This window comes from Kitasatospora cinereorecta (assembly GCF_024172095.1).
Taxonomy (GTDB): domain Bacteria; phylum Actinomycetota; class Actinomycetes; order Streptomycetales; family Streptomycetaceae; genus Kitasatospora; species Kitasatospora cinereorecta.
Map to the genome: position 1 here is coordinate 908,533 of NZ_JAMZDX010000004.1, position 25,464 is coordinate 933,996.

Here is a 25,464-nt window from a genome sequence, read left to right on the forward strand (position 1 = left end):
CTTCATCCGAGCAGTGCCGTCGTCCACTCCCGCTGCTCGGCGGTGTCAGGGACCGCGAGTCCGCGAGCTCGTTCGATGTGCTTCCAGGCGGTGTCGGCGTCGGTCCCGTTGAGGATGAGGAGTGCGGCCGCGAGGAGGGACGAGCGTCCGATGCCGGCCCGACAGTGGGTGACGACGTGCGCGCCGCCGTGCAGCCGCTCGGCGAGCCCGCGCAAGGTGGGCAGGATGGTGAGGTCGGGGACGGTGAGGTCGGGGATGGGTATCGCGACGAACTCCAGCCCGGCCGCCGTGGCCGCCCGAGGCTCGTCCACGAGGCCGAGTTCGTCGAGTTCGGGGCCGGTGAGCGCACAGACCAGGATGTCGACGCCGTGGTCCTTCAGCGCGGCCATCTCGTCCGCGAGCCAGTCGTTGCCGCGAGGTCTGGCCATGGTGCTCAGCCGTCCGGGGCCGGGGATGTCGACGGTGAAGAGCTCGGGTCGCATGGGTGAGCAGCACTTTCGGTAGGTGGAGCCGGGTGGGTGGTCGGGCAGTCGACGGCAGCGCGGACCGGGTTCGGCGCGGCGTCCGCTCGGAGTCGGGTCGGCGTCCGGGTGGCCGCCTCGGGTCCGGCGTCAGCTCTGGCGGACAGCCCCGGTGGGACCACTGAGGGCCACCCACGCTCAGGCGACAGGCCTCCACCCGTGATTGCCTCGTGCCCTCACCTGGAACCGTGGCCGAGCAGGTCACCGGCCGGCGTGGGCGGGCAGGGTGCCGACGGCCTCGCGCGTCTGTCTCCCGACTCCTGCGCACACTGTACCGGCCGGCAGCGTGCCCCAAGCCGGGTTCGCCAGCTGAGGTCGTCCCGGCCCGACGACCGGACGAGGGCAGAATGCCCGTCAGCCTCTCCCATCACTACAGCCGGGGGTGCACGAGGGTGCACGACGCGCAGCCGTCGAACTCACCGCTGGTCGTGGGCGGCCTGGAGGAAATTCAGTCGGCACGGCACGACCAGGCGGGCAGGATGGCGGCATGGCTGACCTGCTGTGGGACGACCACATCGCTTGGCTGCTCGATCCCACCGACGGGGGCTGCCTGCCCGATGCGTACGTCGAGGGCACGACGGTGGCGGATTGGCAGACCCTACTCGATCTGGTCGAGGAACAAGGCTGGTCGTACGAGTACACCGAGGGCGACGCGGTGCTCCCGCTGCCGCGGGCCGAGGCGGTGCTGTCCCGCCCGGCTGACGCCGAGTGCCCGAGCCTGAGCGTGTGGCCGGACCCCGGGGTCTGTGCGATCTTCCGGTTCCTCGGGCACGAGCAGATCGACTTCGACGTCGACCTCCGGGAACTCCAGGGCCAGGAGCGGATGGACGTCCTGTGCGGCTTCCTGAGCGCGATCGGCCGACGCCTGGACAAGTCGGTACGACTCTTTCCCGAAGGCGGACACGGCTTCACTCAGCCACTGCTCGGGTTCGATGTCGCCGCCGACCGGGTCAGGGTGCTGTGGGAACCACCGGGAGGACAGACGAGCTGTCCCACCGCTGCCCGTCGCGAATCCGAATCAAGGAGCACCGTGACTGAGTGGCGTGTGCTGATCTGCGACGAGACCCCCCAGGACATCGTGCTGCTCGATGTGGGCCCACGCCCCCTGGAGGTGGCGAAGGCGCTCCGGAACCTTTCGGGCATCGGTCTCTGGCACGCCAAGCAGGCCGTGACGCAGCCGCCACCAGTGCGCCTCGCGGAGGGGGTCGGTGATGACGTGACAGCGAAGTGGGTCGGCCCTCTGCGCGATGCGGGCGCAGTCGTCGAGCTGCAGACCTGGTGGCGATACCGACCAGGGCAAGGGCCGCTGCCACTGTCCTGAACCAGAGGGTTGTCGATTGGGCGCTATCCCAAGGCAGATGAGCGCATGGCGACTTGAAGAGCACCGGCCGGCCGGAAGTCCTGGCGCAAGAGGGGCAACGGCTGGTCCGTCCGTGACGGTGACCGCTGGATCTGCCTCGTGTGCCACGAGCCTGTCCGCTCGGCCGATGGCGCAGGCTGAGCCCGTCGTCGACCAGTACGTGGACGGCGGAATGCTGTTCGCGGACCCGGTCGGACAGGCGGCTGCTCCCGCGAACTCAGAGCCGCCGGAGGCCAAGGCGACAGCCGAAGCTGACCGGACCGCGCCGTCGTGCCGGACCGGTCAGGCGCCCGGCCAGGGGCCCGGGGGTGGGGTTGCGGGTTGGTGGCTGGTTTCGGTACGGGCGATGCGGAGGCCGCGCGACTGGTAGGTGCGGAGGGCGGCGGGGCCGTCCAGGGAGCAGGTGTGGACGGTGACCTTGCGGGTGGGCGGCAGGGTGGGGTGGCGGTCCGGGAGGTCCCAGGCCCGCTGCAGCCCGTAGGCCAGTAGGTGGCCGCCGAGGCCCTTGCCGATGAAGTGGGGCAGCAGGCCGAAGTAGGCGATCTCGACCTCGCCGTCCCGGTGCGGCTCCAGCTGGACGTACCCGGCCGGGGTGCCCGACACCCAGGCGACCCAGGTCTCCAGGCCTTCCTTGGCGAGCCAGTCCTGCCACTGCGCGTAGGTCCAGGGCAGCCGGTCGGTCCAGGTCCACGGGCCGCCCACGGCGGTGTACAGGAACCGGGCGAACTCCGGGCCGATCAGCTCGGCCCGGACCACCCGCAGGTCCAGTCCGTCCGGCGCGGCGACGGGCACCACCTCGGCAGCGGCGTTCTGCTCCAGGTGCCAGGTGGTCACGGCGATCGTCTCAGTCACCCCGCCACACTCTCACGCCTCCGCGGGGGGTCGGCTCGACGGGGTGCGGTGGGGCTCGTCGAGCCGATCACGACGCTCCTGGCGTCGCCACGGTGGAGCTTTCCGATTCGGATGCTGAGACAGCAGGGCGGTGCGGTCGGGGCTGTGGGAGGGTCGGTTCGGGCGGTCTCTCCCCGGGGCCAGGTCATGGTTGGGGAGAGTCCGCCCGGAAGCCACTCCCCGGTCCTCCCCGGTCCTCCCCTGCCCCCGCGCATCGACGTGACCGGGCCGGGCCGGGGTGCAGAGCCCCGTCGGCGGAGGACCGGGCGGCGCCGGGCCGGACCCTGCCGCTCGCGCGGCGGCGACCCCAGCGGTGGTCGAGGTCGATGCCGTCCTCCGCGACGCGCGCTCGCCGTCAGCGAGCACCCAGCGGACACCGCGGAGTCCGTACCGGTCCGCGTTTCCGGCCGTGCCAGCCGGACGCGATGTGCTTCGCGTCCAGTCGTCCGATCATCTTGCACCTCCGCACTTGGGACACCGTCCGGTGCCCGGTCGCACACCTCAGCGGCCGGGCGCCGGTAGGGGCCTCGAGGAATGATGTGGACTCACCTGTCGACGAGCGGGCACGCGAGGGACGCCGTCCAGGCGTCTCCGCAGCCGACCGATGTCAGCGGCGACTCGCGTGTCCTCTTGCCAGAGCTGTCCGTCGTTGCTGCCTGAAGTCAGGACCGCCGTGGGGCGCCGCCCCTCCCCAGCGAGCCGGAACGTCTCGTCTCGCTCTACGCACATGGTTCACGACGCGGACCCACCGCGTCAAGACGAGACGAACCGTCTCGTGAAAGAATCCGGTCATGGCCCCCGCACCGAACCCGGATCTGCGCAACCAGCGCTCCCACCGCGCCATCCTCGACGCCGCACTCGAACTCGCCGCCCGCGACGGCTACGCCAAGGTCACCGTCGAAGCCATCGCCGCAGCCGCGGGGGTCGGCAAACAGACCATCTACCGCTGGTGGCCCAGCAAGGCGGCCGTCATCCTCGAAGCCCTCAACGACCGGACCGGACCGTTCTCCGGCGTCCCGGACACCGGCGACATCGCCGCCGACATCGCCGTCGCGGCGCAGGGAGTCATCGAGGCTCTCGGCACCGGCCTCGGGACGATCTGGCGCGGCCTGGTCGCCGACGCCCAGGGCGACCCGCGCCTGGCCGAGAGCCTGCTCAACGACTTCATGGAACCCCGCAACAAGGCCTGGCAGGACCGCCTCGACAAGGCCGTCGCAGCGGGCGAACTGCGCGCCGACGTCCCTACCCGCACGATGGTCGAACTCCTCTTCGGCCCGATCTACTACCGCCTCCTGCTCGGCACCGACCCGCTCGACCCGGACAACACCACCACCCGCGTCGACTACCTCCTCAACGGCCTCCGACCCCACTGACCGGACTCCTCGAACCGGTACCCGCCGGCGACTCCCCGCCCTGACAGGTGTCGCCGCGCCGGCGACCTTCGCCGGTGCGACGGGCGACTGTCGAGCGCGGTCGCGGGCTACCGAGCGCTTCGTGCGTTGTCGAGCGCTGTCGTCCTGGCACTCAGTGCCTCGACCGGCCGCCCGGGCAGTGACGAACGACACTCGCCACGGCGGCCGGTTCCGGCGTGTCGCGGCTCGGCCTCCACGGAGCCGACGACGCACGTCCGACCGCGGGCCGGAAGGCCCGTACGGCTGCGCCGGCCGCCGGCGCGGACAACACCAACTCTGCCGGGAAATCAAGTGCGTTCAAGCGCGAGAGGGTAACCTTCAAGCCGACGGGTCGTTGAACTGTCCGTCAGTCTGTCGCTGTTGATCCGCGGTCACGAGACGCCGCCTTCCCGGCCGCCTGGCGAGATCAGGGGGCCCGCTTGTCGAGAGCGCAGGCCGTGGTGCGGGAGGATGGCTCCGGTGAGCAGCGGATCGGCACGGTACACCGAGCGGCACTTCTGATACTCGCGAACAGCGGAAGCGGGGATGCTCCTCGCCTCTCGTGGGGTACATAGGAGTTGTCCCGACCCTTCCGGGAGGACGGTATGAAGAGCACGGCCACGCTGACGGAGGCCCAAATGCCGAGTCGTCCCCACGAGCCGGTCCTGAGTGCTTCGACTTCCCGGCGTTCCGGACCGGATCGCCCCGTGGACAGGTCGTGGCAGGCCGCCCCGCGCGCGAGACACACGATCACAACCGGTGCGCTGGCGGTGTACACGGTGGTCGCGACGCTGGTCGGGCTGGGGGTTGCTGCTGTGGCTGCGCGGTTGGGGACCGGCGATGCCACCGGACAGGCCGCGGGTGTGGTCTTCTTCTCCGTCCTGGGCGTCTTCTCCGTGGCGGCGGTGGCGGTTTCCGACGTGGTTCTGCAGAGGATGACCAAGCCGCAACAACGTTGAGGCCGAATGTGTTTGAGGCTGATGTGTTGGTGGCCGGTACCCCAAGAGGCTTTGGGGTACCGGCCACCGACACATCAGCCTGCTGATTCGGACGCCGCCCGCGGGTCGGGCTCTTCCCTCGGGGGCGGCATCGGGATGTCACCGGGTTCGCCGTCGGCGCGGTCCGGCGGTGGGCCTTCGCCGGGCGGAGGCCACAGGGTCGGGAGCCCCGCCAACGAGTCCGGGACCACCGGGAGGCGGTCCACCGGCGGCTGGCGCCGGTTCCTCCAGCGCCGTACGGCGCCGGCACCGGTGCCGATGGCGGCCAGGCCGCCGACCGCGCCGATGGTGACGTATCCGGTGCTGAGGACGTGGGCGATCAGGATGAAGCCCCCGGTCGCCACTGCCGCGAGGATCACGGTGAAGATCATGATCCGACCGGCCTCGTGCCAGCTCTTCGAGATGCGCTCCAGGGTCCGGTCGAGGAAGGCGAGAAGCCCCGTACCCACCTGCTGGGGAGCCACCGGCTCCAGGGGACGCGGAACGGCGGCGGTCGCCTTCCGCGCCCGAGGACCGGCGGGCTTCCTCGTCGACGTACCCGCCGCAGCAGGCGGCGCCGCAGCGGGCGGCGTGGTCGGAGTCCGGGAAGAACGGGACCGGCCGGCATCCCCGCTGCCCTGCTGACGGCCGGACCGGCCCTTCCCGGACGGAGGCGCAGCGGCAGGGGCGGATTCCTGCTGCTCGGCGGGCCGAGCCGGTGTGCCGCCGGAGGGCTGCTGGTCCGCGGCCGGTCGGCGCCCGCGCCCGCGGGGCTTCGGTGCGGGCGGGCCACCGGACGGGGGGTCGGGAAGAGGAGTTCTGTCTTGCACGGACGTGCACTCCGCGAACGATCGAGGCCGGGCCCGTGAGGGCAGTGGGCCGGTGTGAATGACATGGGACCCCGGCCGTGGCACCGGCTTCGGGCACCACGGCTGAGGGTGACTCCGCGCGGCGCGGAGTAGTCCGTCTCCAGCGGGCCGCAGGCCGAGCTGGGGAGTCGGCTGGGGACAGTGCCGTACCGGCTCCACGCGCGTGGGGCCGGGTGCCGAACCGTCCTTCGCCTTACGTGCCACGTACTCTGCTGCGCTCGGGTCCGGCTGGAGCTGCGCTCCCCCGGCCCGTCCCCACCCTCTCGTCCTGCCGTAGCAGCCTCGGCGTTTCTGCGCTTACTGCAACTCACGATTCTCGCGCCGCGAGCCGACATCTCGACTTCCAGGCGGTAGCCTACAGTGAGGCTGCTGTTGCCAGACGTTACCCCCTCTGCCGGCTGTGGAGCTCGCGTATCCCGGGAGTCTACCGCTCGTCGGCCTGCCGCGAAGTGCGGCGAAATTCGCCAAGACACGCCGTGCCATGGGTGGTTGAGAGTTCCGCGAAGGCTGCCCGCACATCAGTTCCCGACCGGTGACCGGACACCGGACATCGGACATCGGCGAGGGCGCGGCGTCTCGGCGACGGGCACGCACCGGTGGCAGCCCGACCGGCCGACCACTGAAGACGACCGGGCCCGGTGCGCTGAGGCGCACCGGGCCCGGCCTGTGGGTGGCGGCAGCAAACCGCGGCCGCCCGACGTTCCGATCATGCGGTCCGATCGGACCGACTGTCCCGCCGGCCGTCGCAACCCCCGCGGTTGCGTCCGGCGAGGACAGGGCCCGCCCGTGGAGGCCCGCCCGGCCGGCTGTGAACCGGCGATCGGGGCGGGCCGACGATCGGCTCCGCCGCTGCTGCGGTCAGGAGGCGCAGTCGCGGCAGATGGGTTGGCCGTTCTTGTCCTCACCGGCGAGCTGGGTGCGGTGGTGGACCAGGAAGCAGGTCATGCAGGTGAACTCGTCCTGCTGCATGGGAACGACCTGGACGGTGAGTTCCTCGCCGGACAGGTCGGCTCCCGGGAGCTCGAGGCCTTCGGTCCCCTCGGGGTCCGCGTCGATCGCGGAGCTCTGCTTGTCGTCGCGCTGGCCCTTCAGCGCCTCGATGCTGTCGTCGTTGTTCTCGTCGCCCCGGTCGCGGGGGGCGTCGTAGTCGGTTGCCAAGACTGGTGCCTTCTCCTCAAGGTGTGCTTCCGGCGGGTGGGTCGCGCCGCCCGCCCGGTCGGCGCGGTGCCGGCCGGCGCGCGTCGGTGATCACTCCCGCCTGTGGCGTACCACCATGCCATCTGTCGGGGGTGTCCGGCACATGAAGGGCCCTGCATGCCGACATCCGGCCACGCTCGACCGGGCCGAACACGCGGTACCGGGCGGTGCGGGAGGGGGCGGGCCTCGAAAAAATGGCCGGTCGCGCTCGGGGGTCCGCGACCCGGTCGGGGCCGGTTCCGGCGGCGCGAAAAGCGGTGCCGCGGGAGACGGCGGTGCGGGAGACGGTGCCGCGGCAGACGACGGTGCGAGCGCCCTGGTCAGGCCTTGCTGGAGAAGTTCGGACCGCCGCCGCTCAGCGGGCGGCGCGCCATGGCCGGGGCGACCGGCTCCCCGTCGGCGGGTGGCAGGAACAGGGGTCGGTCCATCGGCGGCGCAGGCCGCCGATCGCCGGCGGTCGGCAGGTCGGTGGCGGGTTCGGAGAACTCCGGCTGGCCCAGGGGGCGACGATCATCACTCACGTGCCGAAGTATGGCCCCCACCCCGGCCGGCCCGGGCGTCGCCCCCCGGGCGTGGGCCTTCCGTCCGCTCGGAGCGACCTCCAGTCACCAGTCACCAGTCACCAGCCACACGCCGGTCGCGGATACGAGGACGGCGACACCACGACCGATACGCTTGGTACGCAAACGATTCCTTTCAGTGAGGAGAAAATCGATGCCGTACTCGCCGCTGCTGGTCAAGCCGATGAGGGAAGAGCTGACCTCGATCGGGTTCAAGGAACTGCTGACCCCGGACGAGGTCGACGCCGCGATGGACGGTGCGAACACCGGGGTGACCCTGGTGGCCGTCAACAGCGTGAGCGGCTGTGCGGCGGGTATGGCCCGCCCGGGGGTCCGCCTTGCCCTGGAGAGCGACGGACGGCTCCCGGACCGGCTGTTCACGGTCTTCGACGAGCAGGACCTGGAGGCCACCGCCAGGATGCGCAGCCACTTCCCCGACATTCCGCCGTCCAGCCCGTCGTTCGCCCTCTTCAAGGACGGCGAACTCATCTACTTCGTGCCGCGTCACCGCATCGAGGGCCGCGACGCCCAGGCACTGGCCGCCGACCTCACCGCCGCCTTCGAGGAGTACTGCCAGTAGCCACGGGCGGCCCCACCAGGGCTGCCCCGCCGCTCCCGGCAGGTGCCGGGAGCGGCGGCCGATCGGTGACGCGGGACACCGACTCCCGCGAGGGCGGTCCGGTGGGTCCCTATCATCGGTGCATGCACGTTGAGCCGTACACCGTCGTCGTGCCCGATGCGGTCCTGGACGATCTGCGTGACCGGATCCTGCGCACCCGCTGGCCGGACGAGGCGCCCGGTGAACCGTGGAGCCAAGGCGTCGACCGGGACTACCTCCGGGACCTGCTGGCCTACTGGGCCGACGGTTTCGACTGGCGGGCCCAGGAACGTGCGCTCAACCGCTACGAGCACCGCATGGCCGAAGTCGACGGCGTACGCGTCCACTTCGTGCATCATCGCGCAACCGGCGGCGGCGGGATCCCGCTGGTCCTCAACCACGGCTGGCCCAGCACCTTCGTGGAGATGCTCGGCCTGGTCGACCGCCTCGGCGACCGGTTCAACCTGGTGGTGCCGTCACTGCCCGGCTACGCCTTCTCGCAGCGCCCACCCCACGCCGGCGTCGACCGGGAGTTCGTCGCCCGCCTGTGGCATCGGCTCATGCAGGGGCTCGGGTACGAGCGGTACGGTGCCTGCGGCGGCGACTTCGGCGCCGGGGTCGCCACCGGGATGGCGCTGCTGCAGCCCGACCGAATGATCGGCATCCACGTGAGTACGGCAGAGATGTCCCCGTACACCGGACCGGGTACGCCCCCGCTGTCGCCCGAGGAGCTGGCGTACGTCGACCACATTGCCCGGTGGGACGAGACCGAGCGAGGGTACAGCGCCGTGCAGTCCACTCGGCCGCAGACGCTGGGATACGGGCTGAGCGACTCTCCCGCGGGCCTCGCCGCCTGGGTGCTGGACAAGTGGCGCTCGTGGTCGGACAGCGGCGGCGACCTCGACGCCACGTTCGGCCGTGACGCGCTCCTGACCATGTTGACCGTCTGGTGGGCCTCGAACTCCATCACCTCCTCGATGCGCGACTACTACGACAACCGCTGGCACGGCACGGCGCTCGGGCCCGACGACCTGGTCCGGGTCCCGACCGCGATGGCGGTGTTCGCCAACGAGCTGGTGCCCGAAGGCGAACCCCCGCGGTCCTGGTACGAGCGGCTCTACCAGGTGCGCCGCTGGACGGTCTTCCCGCGCGGGGGCCACTTCGCGGCGGCCGAGGTGCCGGACCTGCTCGCCGGCGACATCGCAGACTTCTTCACCGAGCCACGATAGGCGTCCCCCAGCCGTCGAGTTGCCCGTCCAGCTGTCACATTCCCCTGCTGCGGTCCGTCGGTGGGGTGGCACAGACCGACAGACGGAAGGACACCCCGATGCTGACCAACATCATGTACGTGACGCTCTATGTCACCGATCAGGACCGCGCGTTGAGGTTCTACACGGAGCAGCTCGGCCTGGAGAAGCGCATCGACTTCCCCAACCCCGGCGGACGTTTCCTCACCGTGGGCGTCCCCGGCACGCCCGTCGAGCTCCTGCTGTGGGGGACCCCGCCGCCGCTGGCCGGCCGGCCGAGCCGGGCGCGACGCCCGGCCCGGTCATCCTCGAATCGGACGACCTGCGGGCGGACTTCAAGGTGTTCCGCGAGCGCGGGGTGACCTTCGACCGGCCGGAGCCGGAGGACTACGGCTTCGGCGTCCGCATCGAGACGGCGGACCCGGACGGCAACCGCATCTCGCTGCGCGAGCGGAGCCGCACCCGGTCGCAGGGATGACGGCGACCAGCCTGACGATGTCGAGTCAAACCGCGATCCGGACAAGGAGTTCCAGCATGCCCATGAAGATCGACTCGGTGGTCGCGCGACAGCGCGTTGACGACCTGGAAGCGGCCATTCCCTTCTACGAGCGGCTGACGGGCCTGCCGGCCGACCGCTTCGAGTTCGCCGGTGTGCGGCTGGCGAGTGTCGGGCCGTTCCTTCTGTTCTGCGGTCCGGACGAGGCGGTGCGGCGGGTTGCCGGGGTAAGTGCCACCCTGGCGGTCGGAGACCTGGCCGCTGCCGTCGAGGAAGGGATTGCGGCCGGTGCCACCGTGGTGGTGCCGGCGCAGCCCACCCCCAACGGTCGGCGGGCGGTGCTGCGACACCCTCACGGGGGCGTGTACGAGTACGTCGGCCCCTGAGCCGAACCTGGTCAGGCCTGACCTCGGGCCGAGGTCAACCCTGCCACGCTCCGGCTGCGGACGCCTGCGGCAGTTGGGTGGCGTGACCGCCCGCAGGCGTCGGCATCGGCGTGGGCGTCGGCGTCGGGGCCTCGGTCGGGCGGACAGGGAGGGAGAACCTGATCTTGGGCCGGGCCTCGGCGCCCGCGCGGCGGTAGAAGCGGACGGCGTCGGTGTTCCAGTCGGGCGTCTGCCACTGCAGGTGCGCGGCGCCCGAGGCAGCCGCCTCCTCCCTCACGGCGTCGAGCAGCGCCCGTCCCCAACCTCCGCCCCGGTGCGGCTCGGTGACGAACAGGCAGTCCAGGTGGACGTACTCGGCGGCGTACCAGGTGGAGAACTCCCAGGCGTAGGCGGCATAGCCGATCAGCTCGTCCCCGGCGTCGACCACGAGGCACCGTGCTCGTGGATCGGGCGAGAACAGCACGGGTTCCAGGCGGGTGGCGAGGTCGGCCGCGACGGGTCCGGCGCGTTCGAAGGCGGCGTGGGCGGCGCACAGGCGGGCGATCGCCGGCAGGTCGGCCGCGGCGGCCGGGCGGATCACGCCGCCCGGTGGTGCGGTGGTCGTCAGCATGCGCAGGAGATGCCCGAGCGCGGGGCGGTCAGGTCGTCGACGGGGCGCTGCTCGGTGCCGGTGGCGGTGTCGTAGGCGAAGCCCTCGCGGGCCCAGTACTCGAAGCCGCCGAGCATTTCCTTGACCCGGTAGCCGAGGCGGGCGAAGGCGAGGGCGGCGCGGGTCGCGCCGTTGCAGCCGGGGCCCCAGCAGTAGGTGACCACGGTCAGGGCCGGGTCGATCAACTGCGGGGCCAGCTCGGCGATCCGCGCGGTGGGGAGGTGGAGGGCGCCGGGGATGCGGCCCTGGTCCCAGGCGGCGTCGCTGCGGGTGTCGACCACCACGATGCCGGGTGCGCCGGACGCCAGGTCGGCGTGGACGTCGGAGACGTCCGCCTCGAAGGCGAGCCGGGCGGCGTAGTGGGCGGCGGCCTCGGCCGGGGCGGCTGCGGGCACGCTCAGGACGGCGCCGGTGATCTCGGCGGAAGCGGTGACGGACATGGGCGTACCTCGGGTTCCTGCTGGTCGGGACGGGTCCGGTCGGCCGTGCCGGGTTCCCCCGGTCGGCGACACCTCCATCCTCCGATCCCCAGGGCCCGCCCGACGAGTGGCGTAAACGCCGGAGATCGCCAAGATTCCGCCAGCCGTACGGGACCCGGGCGCGAGGGCGATCGACGCGGGCGCGAGGGCGATCGACCCGGACGGTCGGGTGCGCCGCGGCCCGGAGTTGGCGCCGCCGGCCGGGCGGATGGAAGTCTGGGCCGGTGGACCACACGATCACTGCCGCCCTGCAGCGCGCGACCGAGCACCGGCGGCGCTTCGACGCCCGCTTCGCCGCGTACTTCGACTCCCTGACCGACCCCGCGGGCGGAGCGCTCGACGGGCCGCAGCACGGACGGTTCCCCGCGCGCGCACTCGACCTGCTGCGCGACCTGTCGCTGCGCGGCGGCAAGCGGCTGCGGGTGGCGGTTTTGAACGAGGCGGCCGCGCTGGCCACCGACGAGGCGGTGCCGGGCCTGGCGGAAGCCGCCATCAGCATCGAACTGCTCCAGACCCACGGCCTGATCCACGACGACATCATCGACGGCTCGGCCGTCCGCCGCGGCGCACCGTCCGTCCCCCACGCCTACCGCGACGAGTTCCCCGACCGGCCCGACACCGCCCTCGGCCTGGCCGTCCTCGCGGGCGACCTGGCCGCGTTCCTGTCGCTGCGTGTCCTGGTCACCTCCGACCTGCCGCCCGACCGCGCCGCGGCCATGGCTGCCGTGCAGTCCGACGCCGCCGCGACCACCGTCATCGGACAATTTCTCGACCTGGAACGCGACTTCGGCCCCGTCCCGGACCTCGACCTCCTCCATGCGGTCACCGAGTTCAAGTCCACCCGCTACTCCGTCCTCGCCCCGCTGCGCCTCGGCCTGCTCGCCGCGGGCAGCGACCCGGCGCCCCACGACGGCGAACTGCGCCGCTACTCCACCGCCCTGGGGATCGCCAACATGCTCCGTGACGACTGGCTCGACCTGTTCGGCGACCCCGACACTGTCGGCAAGTCGCTCGGGTCCGACATCCGCTCCGGCCGCCGCAGTTACGTCGTCCGGGCCCTGCTCGCCGCCGACACCGACGCGGCGGAGCGGACGGTCCTGGACGCCGCCATCGGCGACCCGCAGTGCGACGACGACACGCTCGACCGTGTCCGCGCCGTCGCACGGCGGCACGGCGTCGACCGCTCGCTGCAGGCCGACGCCGAGCGCCACGCCCGCGAGGCCTCCGCCCTGGCAGGCACCTGGCGGACGCGCTGGCGCGCCGACGCCGTGGCATTCTTCGAGCACCTGCCGACCTGGACCGCGGCCCGCGACCGCTGAGGCCCGCCCGCCCACCCGGGCAATCCGGTGTAGCCGGTGACCTGCCCCGGCGGGCGGGCGGCCGCTCACTTGGCAGGGCGGAAGGCAGGCAGCCCGGTGTAGCCGGAGACCAGGGTCGGTGCGGCGGAGCCGTTGGCCGGGAGCGTGACGATGCCCTGCTCGGTGCGGGCCGCGAGGGTCCTGCCGTCGGCGGAGAAGGCCGGCTCGGTGTAGTCGGCGGTGGCGCCGGGGGTGAGGTCCTTGGGCGCCTCGTTGAAATTCTGCTGCTCGAAGAGGTGGTTGTGGCCGTCCACCGAGCGGACGAAGACGATCTCATTGCCGTCGGGCGACACGGTCGGCTCCGAGCCCTTGCCGAACGCGATTCCGGTCTGGCGGGTGTACTCGTCGCGGACGTAGACCTCGCCGGTGTTGCGGTTGGCATAGACCGCTCGGCGGCCGTCGGCGGCGCTGTTCGGCCACAGGTTCCCGGTCTGCGGCAGGTCGGGCACAGTGTCGTCGGACTCCTTGTTCAGCCCCAGCGGCTCAGGAGTTCCGTCGGCGGCAGTGGCCGGCACGCTCATCAGACGCAGCACCTTGCTCTGCTCGACCGTGAAGAAGAGGCGGTTGTAGGCATGTCCGTAGCCGTGCTCGTCCTTGACGGACACCTGCCAGGCAGGGTGCGACCAGGTCTGCCCCCCGGGGTTCTTGGCGACGGTGACCTGTCCGCTGCCGTCGGGCGCGGCGACCACCAGATTGCCCGAACCGTCGACGAACGCGGCCCTCTTCCCGTCCGGGGACCAGGCGAGGTCGTGCACGGGGGTGCCGAAGTCGACGGTGGCGCCGTCCATGACCACCAGCCTGGTCCCGTTGCTGATGGTCAGTCCGTTGCCCGCGGTGCCGTTGAGCACGGTCGGAGTCGGAGTAGCGGTCGGGGTCGCGGAGGCGGTGGCGGTCGAGCTCGCGGAGGCGGAGGCCGAGGCCGTGTCGGCGGGTACGGGCTGGGCCGCGGAGCCGTGCTTGGGGTCGGCGCAGGCGCTGAGGCCGACGGCGACCACCGCGGCCAGCGGGACGGCCAGCGCGAGGCGGCGGGCGCGAGCGACCCGACCGGACGTGACATTCATCGCGAAACGGCTGACAACGGACATGCGCATGGCGCAACCCCCCGAGGGTCGGACGTACATGGATGGAACGAGCCGGCCCCCGCGGGTACTTCGCCCGCTCTTCCCGGCTCTCAATCCCATAGACGTCCATCCCCCCGGGGGGTTGCAGGCGGTTCCGAAGAATTTTTCCGCACCCGGACAGCCGACCCACTCACCTGCGGAGCATCGCCACCAGCGCGCAGGTGAACACCGCCGTCACCCACGTCCACAGCACGGACAGCGCCACGTGCGCGGCGGTCCGCAGCCGGTCACCGCGCCAGAGCTTCGGGGAGAACACCGTGAACTCGAAGAGCCAGCGGGTGCCCCAGAAGAGCGTCTGCCCGGCGAGCAGCGCTGTGCCGAGCCGGCCGCCGGCGAGCAGGTCCGGGGCGAGCAGCAGGGGCAGCAGGCCGAGCAGGACGCAGGTCAGCGCGATGAAGAAGAGGTGCACGTACGAGACCTGGCGGGTCAGCAGGGTGGTCCCGGCCAGGTCGGACGGCCAGCCGATGAACCGCGGCAGGACGATGTGGAGCGCGCCCATCGCGATCAGGGCGGCGCCCACCAGCCGCAGTTGGCCTTCCAGGGTGAGCAGGTGGGTCACGGCGTGAAGCACTTTCCGGTCGGGGCGGCGGTCGGGTTTGCGGTGGGCGTGAAGGCAAAGGCGAAGGCGGTGACGAGGACGCCGATCCGCCGTTCCGCGACGGGTCCCAGTCCTGCGCCGGCCGCGGCATCGAGCCAGGTCCGTCGGGGGAAGAAGTGCTGGGCGCCGGGACCGTAGACCGCGGTGTTGGCGGCGTCCCGCAGGTGCTCGACCAGGACGAGGCGGCCGCCGGGGCGCAGCACCCGGGCGAACTCGGCGAAGAGCTTCTGCCGGTCGTCGGCCCGGCGCAGTTCGTGGGCGGCGAAGACCACCAGGACGGTGTCTACCGAACCGGTCGCAGCGGGCAGCCGGTCCGGCCGTCCGGCGAGGGTGCCCGGGACGGGCGGTACGCGGCGGCGGGCCCGGCGGATCGAGCCCTCGGTCATCGTGGCCCGGTCGTAGAGGTCGACCACCGTCTGCGGGTGCTCCGGCCAGCGGGCCGCCACCGGCCGACTGGCCTCGTCCAGGCCGGAGGAGACCACCAGGTGCTCGCCCGGTCCGGCCGGGAGCAGGTCCTCCAGCCAGTCGAAGGTACGCAGCTCCGACTGGTCGTAGACCCACCAGGTGGCGGCGGTGCTGCTGGTCAGCAGGGCCGCTGCGGCGGCCGCTCCGGCCCGGGCGAGCCGGGCGGCGGGCCGGGGCAGGCGGTACGAGATCGCGAGGCCGGCGCCCACGGCGAGGCAACCTGCGGCGTACATGGGCCAGTTGTAGGTGAGGACCTCCCGCACCCCGGAGAAGCGGGCCTGCTCGTCCGGCCCGGTGCCGGTGCGCCGCCTCACCGCTCGGCCCCGATCTCGGCCCCGATCGCGGCCCCGTTCTCGGCGCGGCGCCGGCCGGCCTCCCAGCCGTAGTCGAGGTCGGGGACGTGGAAGGCGCTGGCGAGCACGGGTGTCGTCCCCGCGAAGGGGCCGTGGTCGAAGAAGGTCGGCGGGGTCGGCAACTCGACGGCGACCGGAGTCGGCTCCCAGCGGGTCCGGGTGGCCTTGATCACGATCATCGATCCGGTCTCCGGCTCGTGCTCGAAGGTGTAGGGCAGCGGCCCGGCGAACCGGCGGGCGTCCCTGGCGGAGGCGAACGGACTGCCGTCCGGCAGGTCCGCGGGGGCGCCTGCGAGGTCGGCCCGCACGTGCAGGTCGGCGCGGCCGTCCCGGCTGACGATCCGGAACTCCAGGGTGTCGCCGACGACCCGGCTGCCGATCCGGGCGAGCCGGTAGTGGTAGCGCGAGAGCAGGTTGCCACCGAGGACCATGACCCGGCTGTCGGTGTCACTGCGGAGGATCTTCAGCCCGCGCATGGTCCGCCCGTGGGGGGTGGGGAACCGGGTGAAGATCCGGTATCCGGTGAGGATCCGGTCGGCGCCGAGGCCGGCGGGCAGGAAGGCGGGCCGCAGGTCCCGGGTGTCCACCAGGGCGGCGGCGACGAAGCCGTGCTCGGTGCCGCCCGGGTCGGTGTACGTGTCGAGGGCGAGCCCGGGCGGCAGGAGCGGCTCCAGGACCTGCGGCGGCAGGGCGTAGGTGAGGACCAGCGAGTGCGCGAAGCGGGTCCGCATCGGGACGGGATGGCGCTGCAGCAGGTACTTCATCGCGTGTCGGCTCCGTCCGTCCCGGTGCGGACGGCCCGCACCACGCCCCAGATCATCGAGCGGTCCTCGGCGGCGAGCCCCGGCCCGGCGGGGCCCGGTTCGCGGAGGCTGCGGACCACGGCGATCCCGCCCGGCCGTACCGCGTGTTCGACGGCGGCACGCAGCCGTCGGGCGAAGTGCGGCCCCGGCCCGTCCACCACATTGGAGAGCGTCACCGCGTCGTAGCTGCCGGCGGCGGAGTGCTCCAGGTGCTCGACGACCTCGCCGAGCACCAGCCGCACCTGCCCGCCAGCGGTCGGAACGGCGGCCGCACCGGGCCGCTCGCGGCCGAGCAGCAGCCGCCAGGCCCAGTCGTTGGCCGCGTTGGGGTGCCGGGCGACGGTCCGGGCGATCCGCCGGAGCAGCACCGCGTCGAAGCCGCGCGGCAGCGCACACCGGAAGCCCGGACGCAGGGCAGCGGCGAGCGCCCCGGCGGGCCGCAGTGCGCCAGCGGCGAGCATCCTGAGCCCGATCCCATCGAACTCGGCCGCCCACCGGCGCTGTTGCTCGCCGGGGTCGTCGAGGCGCAGGAAGCCGGCAACGGCCGCGGGCCGCCAGGCCGGCAGCAGGGCGGCGGCCGCGGCGCGGCCGAGGCCGGTCAGCCGTTCGGCCGTGCCGGTGAGCGCGGCTGCGCCGCCTTCCAGTCGGGCCCGGGCGTAGGCGAGTTGGACGGGGTTCAGGTCGATGGCGGTGACCTCGTACCCGGCCGCGGCGAGGGCGGCCGCGGTGTCCCCGGCGGACGCGATGCAGAGCACCCGGGCGCCGGGCGGCGGGAAGACGGCGAGTTCGACGGCCGGGTCCTCGTACATCCGGCCGAAGAGCACCCGGGGACGGCCGGCGGGCCCGGCGAGCAGCCGACCCGCCTGCCACGGCGTACCGGCGGCAGGGGCCGGTGCGTGCGCTGCAGTCACGGACCGCCGGGCGGCGGAGGAACCGGTCATCGCGCCCCCACCGCCTGCGCCGCACGGTCCGCGGGGCGGCGAGCGGCGACGAGCCAGATCAGCGCGAGGAAGCCGAGGTCCTGGACGACCAGCCGGCCGGGCTCCGGGATGTACTGCGCGCCGACGAGCAGGCCGCCGGCATTGAAGCCGACCACCAGGACCGTCTGCACGACCGCCGCAGCATACGGGCGGTGCCCGAGCACCACCCACACACCGAGCGCGACCTCGGCCAGGCCGAGGGCGACCAGCAGCGGCGTGACCGCGCCGCCGGGCAGCAGCGGCAACCCCTCGACGATGGCCCGCTGGTCCGCCCGACCGGGGAAGACCTTGCACCAGAAGCCCTCGTACCACCACATCAACGCGACCGCGACGGCCGGGAAGCGGGTCCTTCCGATGTCTGCCACGATCCCCCCTTCCTCCCCCGGCCACCCGTACACAGGGCACGGCGGCACCGGTCCGGGCCCGTCCCCGGATCTCGTTGCGACGATCATGCCGCACATTTTGAACGCGTTCAACTAGATGATACGCCCGCGCCGATGCGACTGTCCGGCATCAGCGCCTCCTGCCGGCAACGACGGCCGTCCGCTGACCTCCGCCGGTGAGGTGACACACTTCCCGACATGACTCCACCCGCCGACCCGGTGTTCGTCTTCGACCAGGACAACGACCTGACGGTGTTCACCTCCATCGAGGCAGCCGCGGGATGGATGGAGGCAATCGATGTCGACGAGGGTGAGTACACCGCCGCCTTCACCTGCGACGGTGCGGTCGTCTCGATGAGCACGGCGAACGAGGCTGTGATCCTTCAACGCACCGACCACGTAGACCGGGAGGATCTCCAGCGGAGGATCGCCTGCTACTGGGAACAGGAGCGACTCGGCGACATGCCCGCCGAACTGCCGGCGGTCGCGAATCTCCTACTCGAAGGGCAGCACCGGTCCCGGCGGTCGTTCCGACAACGCATCACCGCCTGGTGGCAACGCGATGGCGAGTGTCCTGACGGCACCACCGGCACCTGACCTCCAGGTGTGCTGCCGGGCGGGCGCCGCACATCACGCACTGCCGCCCCACACCGACGTTCCATCACACCCCACCACTCCGTCGCACGGCAGGCGAGCACTCCGACAGGGATCGTCACGCCCTGTGTGCCGCCGTGGCGACGAACCCGCTCCGCTGTTCGCGCCACCACACGGCTGAGGCAGAATGCTCCGATGCCGGAGCCGACGGTCGACACCCTCATCACTGATCTGGACAGCGACGACACCGCAGTTCGCGTCGCCGCACGGGACGCCCTGCAACAGCGCGGCACGGCTGCGGTCGGGCCGCTCGTGACGGCGCTGGCACGACCCGCGAGCGTCCGTGCCTCGGCGATGTACACCGTCACCCTCCAGCGGCTGGGCCGGACCGCATTCCAGGCCGTCGTAGCGGCCCTCGCCGCCGAGGCACAGTCCGATGCCCGATCGACGGTGGCCAAGCGTCTGAGCCACGTCCTGCGCGGGTTCGGGCCGGACCACTTGGCCGACCACGTCGGCGAACTGCACCACGAGTCACCGGCGGTGCGCGCGGCAGTCGCACGGAGCATCGGGGAGTGCGGTCCGGCCGCTCTGCCATCTGCGGAGCAGCTGGTGCCCCTGCTTGCGGACGCCGACCGGTCGGTGCGTGACAGCGCGGGCCTGGCACTCGTGGCGCTGGGTGCGGACGTTGTCCCCGTGCTGAGGCAAGTACGCCGCAGCGGCCCCGGTGGCTGCCGACGCGGCGCCCTGGCCACCCTGGCCGAGCTCGTCGACCCCCGTGAACTCGACCCGGCCGATCTGGCGGCCATCCGCCGGCTGATCGCCGTCAAGCAGCTGGACGACAGCCCGCAGCAGCTCACCGCGTGCTTCCTGGCCTGGATTGCGGTGTCCACCGGCGACCAGGCGGGCCTGCTCGACCTGCTCGGGCTCAGCGATCCGGAGCCGGCCACGTTCGTCCTCGGCACCGCCGCAACCGACAGTGACAGCCACGATTTCCGGCACGGGCCGCCCTACCCGCAGTACGCCCGGGTCTTCGTCACCCCGGAACTCGACGGTTGGACTCTCCTCGTCGGACGCTGGTGCAGCCCGATCGACGACGAGCGCAGTGACGACGTCGCCCGCGTGTGCCAGGAGCTGAGCGCCCGCTACGGGGCCGCGCAGGCGTACTTCTTCGGGGCCCGGAACGACGGCTCCGCCTGGCTCGTGGCCGAGGACGGCGTCATCCTCCGCCGTGGCGCCTCCGACTACGAGGATCTGGCAGGCGAGCCGGATTGGGAGATCGGCGAGCCGCTGCCCTTCGAACGGCAGGAGCGTGATCGGCTGGTCGCCGACGGGGCGGACACCGAGTACGAGTGGGAGTTCGCCCTGATGGAGATGGCTCCGAGCCTGGCCGGCGCGCTGAGCGTCAATCCGCTCGAGGTGGGGGCCGCCACGTCGGTCGAAGGCCACGGGTTGCTGGCGTTGACGCCGTACGGCGCGGTTCACGGCGTCCCCCCGGGTGCGCTGCCGATCTGACCGCGGGTCGGTAACGGGTCGCGCCCCGCGTCCGGTCGCGGCGGCGCGGGCCGGTGTCGGCTCTAGGATCTGCGGCATGGCAACACGACTCGTGCAGATCAACATGAAGGCCCACGACGACGCCGCGCTCGGCCGGTTCTGGGCGGAGGCACTCGGCTGGGGCATCGACAGCGAGGCACCGGGCGTGACCAACCTCGAACCCGTGGGCTTCTCCTACCCCGACCCCGCGGCCGTCTGCATCGACATCGTCGCCCGCCCGGAGCCGAAGACGGTGAAGAACCGGGTGCACCTCGATCTGGCCACCACCTCGACCGCCCATCAGGCGGAGTTGGTCGCACGTCTGAAGGATCTCGGCGCGACGCTCGCCGACGTCGGTCAGGGCGACGTCCCCTGGACGGTGATGGCCGACCCGGAGGGCAACGAGTTCTGCGTCCTGGAGCCCCGCCCGATCTACCGGGAGACCGGGCCGATCGCCGCTGTGGTGGTCGACTGCGCCGACCCGCGGGGGCTGGCCCGGTTCTGGGACGAGGCGATGGACTGGACGCTGCACGAGGTCGCCGACGACCACGCGACCATGCGGTCCGCCGCAGGCGTCGGCCCCTACCTGGAGTTCGTCCGCACCCCCGACGCCAAGAACGTGTGGAACCGCGTCCACCTCGACGTCAGGCCCTACCCCGGTGACGACATGGCGGCGGAGGAAGCCCGCCTGCGTGCCCTGGGGGCCACCGATCCCGGCATCGACCAGTCGGCGATCTCGTGGACGGTACTGGCCGACCCGGAAGGCAACGAGTTCTGCCTGCTCACCCCGCGCTGACCGACCTCCACCCCAGGCCCCGCCGGGTCGTCGTGCCGGCGGGGCGGTGACAGGCTGGAGATACGGGGCCGAGGCCAGAGAGGTGATCCGTCATGACCGAACACCCACACGTCGCGCTGGTGCGCAAGGGATACGAGGCGTTCTCGCGCGGGGACATGACCACCCTGTCCGAGCTCCTCGCCAAGGACGTCACCCACCACGTTCCCGGCACCCACATGCTCTCCGGCGACCACAAGGGGCTGAGCGCCGTCCTGGACTACTACCGCAGGCTCGGCACCGAGACCGCCGGTACCTTCCAGGTCGAACTGCAACGCCTGTTCATCGACGGCCGCGGCCACGTCATGTCCGTCCACCACGTCACCGCCGCCCGAGGCGGCAAGCAGCTGGACGCCATGGGCGGGATCATGTTCAGGATCGTCGGCGAGAAGGTCACCGACCTGGACGAATGCGTCGAGGACCTGGACGTCGGCGACGCGTTCTGGAGCTGATCCGCACACCTCACGCACCCGGGTCGTCGTCGACCGGTCCGCCGCCGGACGGCAGCCGCCTTGCCGCCCGGCGGCGGGCCCGGCTCTCCCGTACGGCCCCTGTTCGGGCCTCCCACCGGCAGCGCAGCAGCACGACGGCCAGGTTGATCAGATCGGACAGCAACTCTCCCATGCCCTCCCGGCGAGCCAGGCGACGTCAGGCGACGTCAGGTGCTCACGGGAACCGTTGCGCGATCGCCGCCACGATCGCTTCCGGAGCCTGTTCCTGAATGAAGTGCCGTGCGTGCGGCAGCTCGACGACCTCGACGTCGGTGAAGGCGGAGCGCAGGCGCGGAATGCAGGCGTTCGGCCGGAACACCATGTCCCGCATCCCCCACACCGCCACGGTGGGCTTGTCGCCGAGCAGGGCGGGTACGTCCCGGGCGAGTCGGTCCAGCAGCGGGCGGGCGGCGCGGATCTGTCCCGGCATCACGGCGAGTCCGCGCCGGGCTTCGGCGGTGGGCTGCACCCCGCGGTAGTGGTCGGCCTCGGCGGCGGTGAGGTTGCGCCCCAGCTCGGCGAGCAGGACGCGCTCGACGAGGAAGTTCCGTTCGACGATGCGGCGCTGCATCGGCCGGCTGCTCATGACGGCGCTGAACGCCCGGTTGGCCATCGCGTCGATCGGCCAGAACGCCGTGTTCCCCAGCACGATCCCCCTCACCCGGTCCGCACGCGAGGTGACCGCTCCCAGGCCGACGGGTCCGCCCCAGTCGTGTCCCATCACCACGAAGCCATCGAGCTGCAGGTGATCGATCAACTCGCCGACGACCGCGGTGTGCTCGGCGACCGTGTAGCCGAAGCCCGCAGGCCGTTCGGACAGTCCGAAGCCCAGGCAGTCGACGGCGACACACCGGTACCGGTCGCGCAGGTCCTGCACGATGCGGCGGTACAGGAAACTCCACGCCGGAGCGCCGTGGCAGAACAGGATCGCCGGTCCGGTCCCCTCGTCGATGTAGTGGACCCTGCCCGCGGACGACTCGAACCACCGCGACTCGAACGGGTACAGCTCCCTGTCGGGAACGAAATCGACCATCATCGGGCCCCCTCCCTCGAATGCCGGTCTCCATGGTGTCCCCGTCCCGGCAGGCGCGGCAACGAGTCTGATGTCACGTCGGAAGCCGGGTTCGACCGGCACGAGCGGGCGGAGCGTCTCGGCGCGATCGGACGGTGTACGTCGGCCGGGAGCGCGCAGTAGAGTCCGCCTGAAACTTGCTGCAAGTTCTTGCACGCCGAGAGGTCCAGCCATGCCCGGATTCGCCCCGCCCGTCGCCGATGAGCGTTCGGCGCTCACCGCCTACCTCGCCCACCAGCGGCGCGCGCTGCAGGTGACCGCGCACGGGCTGACCGATGCGCAGGCCCGACTGACGCCCTCCGCCGGCGAGTTGAGCATCGGCGGGCTGATCAAGCACGCCGCGCGGTGCGAGACCTTCTGGACCGGCCTGGTGCTCCAGGAGCAGCGTGGGCCGCAGCGGCAGGCGGACGAGTCGGACGCGGACGAGTTCCGGCTCGGCCCGGACGAGACGCTGGCCGAGGTGCTGGCCGCGTACGCCGAGGCGGCCGCGCGGACGGACGCGGTGATCGCCGGTATTCCGGACCTGGGGCAGGCCGTTCCGGTGCCGCAGGGTCTTCCGTGGTTTCCCGCGGAGGTCGGGGCGTGGTCGGTCCGCTGGGTCCTGCTGCATCTGATCGAGGAGACGGCCCGGCACGGCGGCCACGCCGACGTCATCCGCGAGAGCGTGGACGGCGCGACCCTCTATCCGTTGCTCGCCGCGGCCGAGGCGTGGCCCGACCCGTGGTTCCGGCCGTGGGAACCGGCGTCCGCGAGTGCGGCGGGGCGGTAGCCACAGCCCCCGGCTGACGGGGGGTCGGCCCGGGCGCCGGGCGGGGCCGGTGCTCGCGTGCTGAGACGCGGCTCCTGCGGCCGCGCCCGCTGATCTACGCTCCCGGGCATGTCACAGCCGATACGCCTGCACATCCTGATCACCACCCTGCCGGGCCGCGGCCGGGAGCAGGTGGACGCCTTCGAGCGGCTCGCGCCGCTCGTGCGGGCCGAGGACGGGTGCCTGCAGTACGACCTGCACCGGGTGGTGGGCGATCCGGACCGGTTCGTCCTCGTCGAGCGCTGGGCGTCGCGGGCGGCGTTGGCCGCTCACGACGTCACGGCGCACATGGTCGCCGCCGATGCCGCCAACCGGGCGTTCAGGGCGGGGCCGGCGCAGGTGGTCGAGCTCGGCGCCGAGCCGTTGGCGTGAACCGCCACGGCGCTCCCGGTGGTACCGCGGTACTACGCACCGGTCGGTGATCATCCCGGGGTACCGCGGTCCGGGCGGCCCGCGGATCTAGCGTTCTCGGTGAGGCGGTCGGTACGGTCCGGCCCCCGTGGACGTAGGGGTGACCGATGATCGAGGCACACCGGCTGACGAAGCGGTACGGGGAGAAGACGGCGGTCGACGGGTTGGACTTCACCGTCCGGCCGGGCACGGTGACGGGCTTCCTCGGGCCGAACGGCGCGGGCAAGTCGACCACGATGCGGATGATCGTCGGCCTGGACGCGCCGACCAGCGGGTCGGTGCGGGTGAACGGCCGCCGGTACGCCGAGCACCGTGCGCCGCTGCAGGAGGTCGGCGCGCTGCTGGAGGCGAAGTCGATCCACCCGGGGCGGTCGGCGTTCAACCACCTGATGGCGCTGGCCCACACCCACGGCATTCCGCGCAGCCGGGTGGAGGAGGTCATCGGTCTCACGGGTCTGCAGTCGGTCGCCGGGAAGCGGGCGGGGGCGTTCTCGCTCGGCATGGGCCAGCGACTCGGGATCGCGGCCGCGCTGCTGGGCGATCCGGCGACGGTGATGCTGGACGAGCCGGTGAACGGTCTCGATCCGGAGGGCGTGCTGTGGATCCGCAACCTCCTGACCGGCCTGGCCGAGGAGGGCCGTACCGTCTTCGTCTCCTCGCACCTGATGAGCGAGGTCGCGCTGGTCGCGGACCACCTGATCGTGGTCGGACGCGGCCGCCTGCTCGCCGACACCACCGTGCAGGACCTGGTCCGGCAGGCGGGCGGCGACGCGGTGCACGTGGCGACGGCCGATCCGGCCCGGCTGCGCGAGGTCCTGGCCGGCCCCGGGGTGGAGATCACCGGCCGGGCGGGCGCCGAGGAGCTGCTCGTGACGGGTCTGACGGCGCGCGAGATCGGCCTGAAGGCGGCGGAGCACTCGATCGCCCTGTTCGAGCTGTCCACCCGGACGGTCTCCCTGGAGGAGGCGTTCATGGACCTCACCCGCGACGCCGTGGAGTACCACGGCACCACCACCGGCACCACCGGAACCCCCACCACCACCGGCATCGAGACCTCGAGGAGCGCGGCATGAGCACCATCGCACCGAGCCAGACCCCGGCGCCCGCCGCCGAGCGGCCCGCCCGTCCCGCCTACCGGGTGACCGGAGCGCGCGTGCTGCGCGCGGAGTGGGCGAAGATGTGGTCGCTGCGCTCCACCTGGATCACCCTCGGCCTGGGGCTGCTGTTCCTGATCGCGTTCGGTCTGATCGCCGCGTACCAGTTCAAGTCGCGGATCACCTCCGGCCGCCACATGGACCGCGACTTCGCGGACGCGACCGCGCTCAGCCTGTCGCTGTTCGGCACCAACTTCGCGCAGCTGGCGCTCGGGGTGCTCGGCGTGCTGGTCGCCGCCGGCGAGTACTCGACCGGCATGATCCGCTCCACGCTGGCCGCCGTGCCGCGCCGCCTGCCGGTCCTGTGGTCCAAGGCGGCGGTGTTCGGCGCGGTGGCGCTGGTGGTCGGTACGGCCGGGGTGTTCGTCGCGTTCCTCGCGGACAGCGGCATCGTCGCGAGCACCCGCGCCGCGATGACCCTGTCCGACGCCGGTGTGGTGCGCAGCCTGCTGGGCGCGGGTCTGTACCTCGGCCTGGTCGGGGTGACGGGTGTCGCGCTGGGTGCGCTGCTGCGGTCGGTGGCGGGTGGCATCTCGGTGCTGGTGGCGTCGCTGATGCTGGTTCCGGGTCTGGTGTCGCTGCTGCCGAGCTCGTGGCAGGACCACATCAGCCCGTACCTGCCGAGCCACGCCGGTGAGGCGATGTTCGCCCTGCACCACGACACGACGACGCTGTCGCCGACGGCCGGTCTGCTGGTGTTCCTGCTGTGGACGGCTGCGGCGCTGGCCGGGGCGGCCGTGCGGCTGGTGCGCACCGACGCCTGAGAGACTGCGAGCCTGCCTGTCGCGGCGCCCGACCCGACCGATCCGGTCCGGTCCGGCGCCGCGACGACGCAGTTCCCCGCCGGGCTACCCGCCGGGCTACCCGCCGACCCTCCCGCAGGATGGACA

30 protein-coding genes and 2 pseudogenes are annotated in these 25,464 nt (G+C 72.3%); 17 read left to right on the forward strand and 15 right to left on the reverse strand.

Annotation, left to right across the window (positions count from 1 at the left end; translation table 11 throughout):
• Nucleotides 1–2: 2 nt before the first annotated feature.
• On the reverse strand, nucleotides 3–482 hold the full coding sequence (locus FHR36_RS24435; protein ID WP_253800316.1) for a protein-tyrosine phosphatase family protein: 480 nt from the start codon (nucleotides 480–482) through the stop codon (nucleotides 3–5).
• Between the two features lie 526 nt (nucleotides 483–1,008).
• On the opposite strand from FHR36_RS24435, the pseudogene FHR36_RS24440 reads away from it, so the two are divergent.
• Nucleotides 1,009–1,497, forward strand: a pseudogene (locus FHR36_RS24440) (hypothetical protein); the annotation flags it as partial.
• A 102-nt stretch (nucleotides 1,498–1,599) separates the two neighbouring features.
• Nucleotides 1,600–1,842 (forward strand): ribosomal protein L7/L12, encoded by a 243-nt coding sequence (locus FHR36_RS24445; RefSeq protein ID WP_308199640.1) that lies wholly within the window; start codon nucleotides 1,600–1,602, stop codon nucleotides 1,840–1,842.
• A gap of 321 nt (nucleotides 1,843–2,163) precedes the next feature.
• On the opposite strand, the gene FHR36_RS24450 is transcribed toward FHR36_RS24445, so the two are convergent.
• Nucleotides 2,164–2,733 (reverse strand): GNAT family N-acetyltransferase, encoded by a 570-nt coding sequence (locus FHR36_RS24450; RefSeq protein WP_253800317.1) that lies wholly within the window; start codon nucleotides 2,731–2,733, stop codon nucleotides 2,164–2,166.
• 830 nt (nucleotides 2,734–3,563) lie between these two features.
• Here FHR36_RS24450 and FHR36_RS24455 point away from each other — a divergent pair.
• Both FHR36_RS24455 and FHR36_RS24460 read left to right on the forward strand, forming a co-directional pair.
• Complete coding sequence (locus tag FHR36_RS24455; RefSeq protein ID WP_253800318.1) at nucleotides 3,564–4,145, forward strand: TetR/AcrR family transcriptional regulator; 582 nt, start codon at nucleotides 3,564–3,566, stop codon at nucleotides 4,143–4,145.
• A 623-nt stretch (nucleotides 4,146–4,768) separates the two neighbouring features.
• Complete coding sequence (locus FHR36_RS24460) at nucleotides 4,769–5,122, forward strand: hypothetical protein (RefSeq protein ID WP_253800319.1); 354 nt, start codon at nucleotides 4,769–4,771, stop codon at nucleotides 5,120–5,122.
• A 74-nt stretch (nucleotides 5,123–5,196) separates the two neighbouring features.
• Here the strand turns inward: FHR36_RS24460 and FHR36_RS24465 are convergent, their stop codons facing one another.
• The 3 genes from FHR36_RS24465 to FHR36_RS24475 form a co-directional block, all read right to left on the reverse strand.
• The gene (locus FHR36_RS24465; protein WP_253800320.1) at nucleotides 5,197–5,625 is read right to left on the reverse strand and encodes a hypothetical protein; all 429 of its coding nucleotides are present in this window, start codon (nucleotides 5,623–5,625) and stop codon (nucleotides 5,197–5,199) included.
• Between the two features lie 1,242 nt (nucleotides 5,626–6,867).
• On the reverse strand, nucleotides 6,868–7,167 hold the full coding sequence (locus FHR36_RS24470; protein WP_253800321.1) for a DUF4193 domain-containing protein: 300 nt from the start codon (nucleotides 7,165–7,167) through the stop codon (nucleotides 6,868–6,870).
• A gap of 359 nt (nucleotides 7,168–7,526) precedes the next feature.
• Nucleotides 7,527–7,727, reverse strand: a complete 201-nt coding sequence (locus FHR36_RS24475) for a hypothetical protein (RefSeq protein ID WP_253800322.1) — start codon at nucleotides 7,725–7,727, stop codon at nucleotides 7,527–7,529.
• 193 nt (nucleotides 7,728–7,920) lie between these two features.
• On the opposite strand from FHR36_RS24475, the gene FHR36_RS24480 reads away from it, so the two are divergent.
• From FHR36_RS24480 to FHR36_RS24495, 4 genes and pseudogenes are all read left to right on the forward strand, one after another.
• Nucleotides 7,921–8,346 carry a BrxA/BrxB family bacilliredoxin gene (locus FHR36_RS24480; RefSeq protein WP_253800323.1) on the forward strand — a complete coding sequence of 142 codons (426 nt, stop codon included), beginning with the start codon at nucleotides 7,921–7,923 and terminating at the stop codon, nucleotides 8,344–8,346.
• A gap of 122 nt (nucleotides 8,347–8,468) precedes the next feature.
• Nucleotides 8,469–9,593 (forward strand): epoxide hydrolase family protein, encoded by a 1,125-nt coding sequence (locus FHR36_RS24485; protein WP_253800324.1) that lies wholly within the window; start codon nucleotides 8,469–8,471, stop codon nucleotides 9,591–9,593.
• Between the two features lie 113 nt (nucleotides 9,594–9,706).
• Nucleotides 9,707–10,089, forward strand: a pseudogene (locus tag FHR36_RS40370) (VOC family protein).
• Between the two features lie 56 nt (nucleotides 10,090–10,145).
• A complete protein-coding gene (locus FHR36_RS24495; protein ID WP_407660854.1) occupies nucleotides 10,146–10,493 on the forward strand; it encodes a VOC family protein in 348 nt (115 codons plus the stop codon).
• Nucleotides 10,494–10,527: 34 nt separating this feature from the next.
• Here FHR36_RS24495 and FHR36_RS24500 read toward each other — a convergent pair whose 3' ends face one another.
• Together FHR36_RS24500 and FHR36_RS24505 are read right to left on the reverse strand one after the other, a co-directional pair.
• The gene (locus FHR36_RS24500; RefSeq protein WP_253800326.1) at nucleotides 10,528–11,103 is read right to left on the reverse strand and encodes a GNAT family N-acetyltransferase; all 576 of its coding nucleotides are present in this window, start codon (nucleotides 11,101–11,103) and stop codon (nucleotides 10,528–10,530) included.
• Nucleotides 11,097–11,582 carry a rhodanese-like domain-containing protein gene (locus FHR36_RS24505; protein WP_253800327.1) on the reverse strand — a complete coding sequence of 162 codons (486 nt, stop codon included), beginning with the start codon at nucleotides 11,580–11,582 and terminating at the stop codon, nucleotides 11,097–11,099. Before FHR36_RS24505 ends, FHR36_RS24500 begins: the two co-directional genes overlap by 7 nt.
• A 263-nt stretch (nucleotides 11,583–11,845) precedes the next feature.
• On the opposite strand from FHR36_RS24505, the gene FHR36_RS24510 reads away from it, so the two are divergent.
• Nucleotides 11,846–12,940 (forward strand): polyprenyl synthetase family protein, encoded by a 1,095-nt coding sequence (locus FHR36_RS24510; RefSeq protein WP_253800328.1) that lies wholly within the window; start codon nucleotides 11,846–11,848, stop codon nucleotides 12,938–12,940.
• A gap of 65 nt (nucleotides 12,941–13,005) precedes the next feature.
• Here FHR36_RS24510 and FHR36_RS24515 read toward each other — a convergent pair whose 3' ends face one another.
• The 6 genes from FHR36_RS24515 to FHR36_RS24540 form a co-directional block, all read right to left on the reverse strand.
• Nucleotides 13,006–14,070 (reverse strand): TolB-like translocation protein, encoded by a 1,065-nt coding sequence (locus FHR36_RS24515; protein WP_253800329.1) that lies wholly within the window; start codon nucleotides 14,068–14,070, stop codon nucleotides 13,006–13,008.
• A 160-nt stretch (nucleotides 14,071–14,230) separates the two neighbouring features.
• The gene (locus FHR36_RS24520; protein WP_253800330.1) at nucleotides 14,231–14,659 is read right to left on the reverse strand and encodes a hypothetical protein; all 429 of its coding nucleotides are present in this window, start codon (nucleotides 14,657–14,659) and stop codon (nucleotides 14,231–14,233) included.
• Nucleotides 14,656–15,477 carry a class I SAM-dependent methyltransferase gene (locus FHR36_RS40020; protein WP_253800331.1) on the reverse strand — a complete coding sequence of 274 codons (822 nt, stop codon included), beginning with the start codon at nucleotides 15,475–15,477 and terminating at the stop codon, nucleotides 14,656–14,658. Before FHR36_RS40020 ends, FHR36_RS24520 begins: the two co-directional genes overlap by 4 nt.
• Nucleotides 15,474–16,280 (reverse strand): DUF2071 domain-containing protein, encoded by an 807-nt coding sequence (locus FHR36_RS24530; RefSeq protein ID WP_253800332.1) that lies wholly within the window; start codon nucleotides 16,278–16,280, stop codon nucleotides 15,474–15,476. The genes FHR36_RS40020 and FHR36_RS24530 overlap by 4 nt, the downstream gene beginning before the upstream one ends.
• Complete coding sequence (locus FHR36_RS24535) at nucleotides 16,277–17,230, reverse strand: DUF3419 family protein (RefSeq protein ID WP_253800333.1); 954 nt, start codon at nucleotides 17,228–17,230, stop codon at nucleotides 16,277–16,279. The genes FHR36_RS24530 and FHR36_RS24535 overlap by 4 nt, the downstream gene beginning before the upstream one ends.
• A 26-nt stretch (nucleotides 17,231–17,256) precedes the next feature.
• The gene (locus FHR36_RS24540; protein WP_253800334.1) at nucleotides 17,257–17,664 is read right to left on the reverse strand and encodes a DoxX-like family protein; all 408 of its coding nucleotides are present in this window, start codon (nucleotides 17,662–17,664) and stop codon (nucleotides 17,257–17,259) included.
• Nucleotides 17,665–17,880: 216 nt separating this feature from the next.
• On the opposite strand from FHR36_RS24540, the gene FHR36_RS24545 reads away from it, so the two are divergent.
• The 4 genes from FHR36_RS24545 to FHR36_RS24560 all read left to right on the forward strand — a co-directional run bounded on the left by FHR36_RS24545 (nucleotide 17,881) and on the right by FHR36_RS24560 (nucleotide 21,090).
• The gene (locus FHR36_RS24545) at nucleotides 17,881–18,279 is read left to right on the forward strand and encodes a hypothetical protein (RefSeq protein WP_253800335.1); all 399 of its coding nucleotides are present in this window, start codon (nucleotides 17,881–17,883) and stop codon (nucleotides 18,277–18,279) included.
• Between the two features lie 126 nt (nucleotides 18,280–18,405).
• Nucleotides 18,406–19,788, forward strand: coding sequence for a HEAT repeat domain-containing protein (locus FHR36_RS24550; protein WP_253800336.1), 1,383 nt, complete (start codon nucleotides 18,406–18,408; stop codon nucleotides 19,786–19,788).
• Between the two features lie 76 nt (nucleotides 19,789–19,864).
• Nucleotides 19,865–20,602 carry a VOC family protein gene (locus FHR36_RS24555; protein WP_253800337.1) on the forward strand — a complete coding sequence of 246 codons (738 nt, stop codon included), beginning with the start codon at nucleotides 19,865–19,867 and terminating at the stop codon, nucleotides 20,600–20,602.
• Nucleotides 20,603–20,694: 92 nt separating this feature from the next.
• Complete coding sequence (locus FHR36_RS24560) at nucleotides 20,695–21,090, forward strand: nuclear transport factor 2 family protein (RefSeq protein ID WP_253800338.1); 396 nt, start codon at nucleotides 20,695–20,697, stop codon at nucleotides 21,088–21,090.
• Nucleotides 21,091–21,100: 10 nt separating this feature from the next.
• On the opposite strand, the gene FHR36_RS24565 is transcribed toward FHR36_RS24560, so the two are convergent.
• Complete coding sequence (locus tag FHR36_RS24565; protein WP_253800339.1) at nucleotides 21,101–21,262, reverse strand: hypothetical protein; 162 nt, start codon at nucleotides 21,260–21,262, stop codon at nucleotides 21,101–21,103.
• 42 nt (nucleotides 21,263–21,304) lie between these two features.
• A complete protein-coding gene (locus tag FHR36_RS24570) occupies nucleotides 21,305–22,264 on the reverse strand; it encodes a haloalkane dehalogenase (RefSeq protein WP_253800340.1) in 960 nt (319 codons plus the stop codon).
• Nucleotides 22,265–22,373: 109 nt separating this feature from the next.
• Between FHR36_RS24570 and FHR36_RS24575 the strand changes: the two genes are divergently transcribed.
• The 4 genes from FHR36_RS24575 (at nucleotide 22,374) to FHR36_RS24590 (ending at nucleotide 25,338) form a co-directional block, all read left to right on the forward strand.
• Nucleotides 22,374–22,970, forward strand: a complete 597-nt coding sequence (locus FHR36_RS24575; RefSeq protein WP_253800341.1) for a DinB family protein — start codon at nucleotides 22,374–22,376, stop codon at nucleotides 22,968–22,970.
• 108 nt (nucleotides 22,971–23,078) lie between these two features.
• Nucleotides 23,079–23,381, forward strand: coding sequence for a putative quinol monooxygenase (locus tag FHR36_RS24580; RefSeq protein ID WP_253800342.1), 303 nt, complete (start codon nucleotides 23,079–23,081; stop codon nucleotides 23,379–23,381).
• A 146-nt stretch (nucleotides 23,382–23,527) separates the two neighbouring features.
• Nucleotides 23,528–24,493, forward strand: coding sequence for an ABC transporter ATP-binding protein (locus tag FHR36_RS24585; protein ID WP_253800343.1), 966 nt, complete (start codon nucleotides 23,528–23,530; stop codon nucleotides 24,491–24,493).
• Nucleotides 24,490–25,338 carry an ABC transporter permease gene (locus FHR36_RS24590; RefSeq protein ID WP_253800344.1) on the forward strand — a complete coding sequence of 283 codons (849 nt, stop codon included), beginning with the start codon at nucleotides 24,490–24,492 and terminating at the stop codon, nucleotides 25,336–25,338. The genes FHR36_RS24585 and FHR36_RS24590 overlap by 4 nt, the downstream gene beginning before the upstream one ends.
• Nucleotides 25,339–25,464 lie beyond the last annotated feature (126 nt).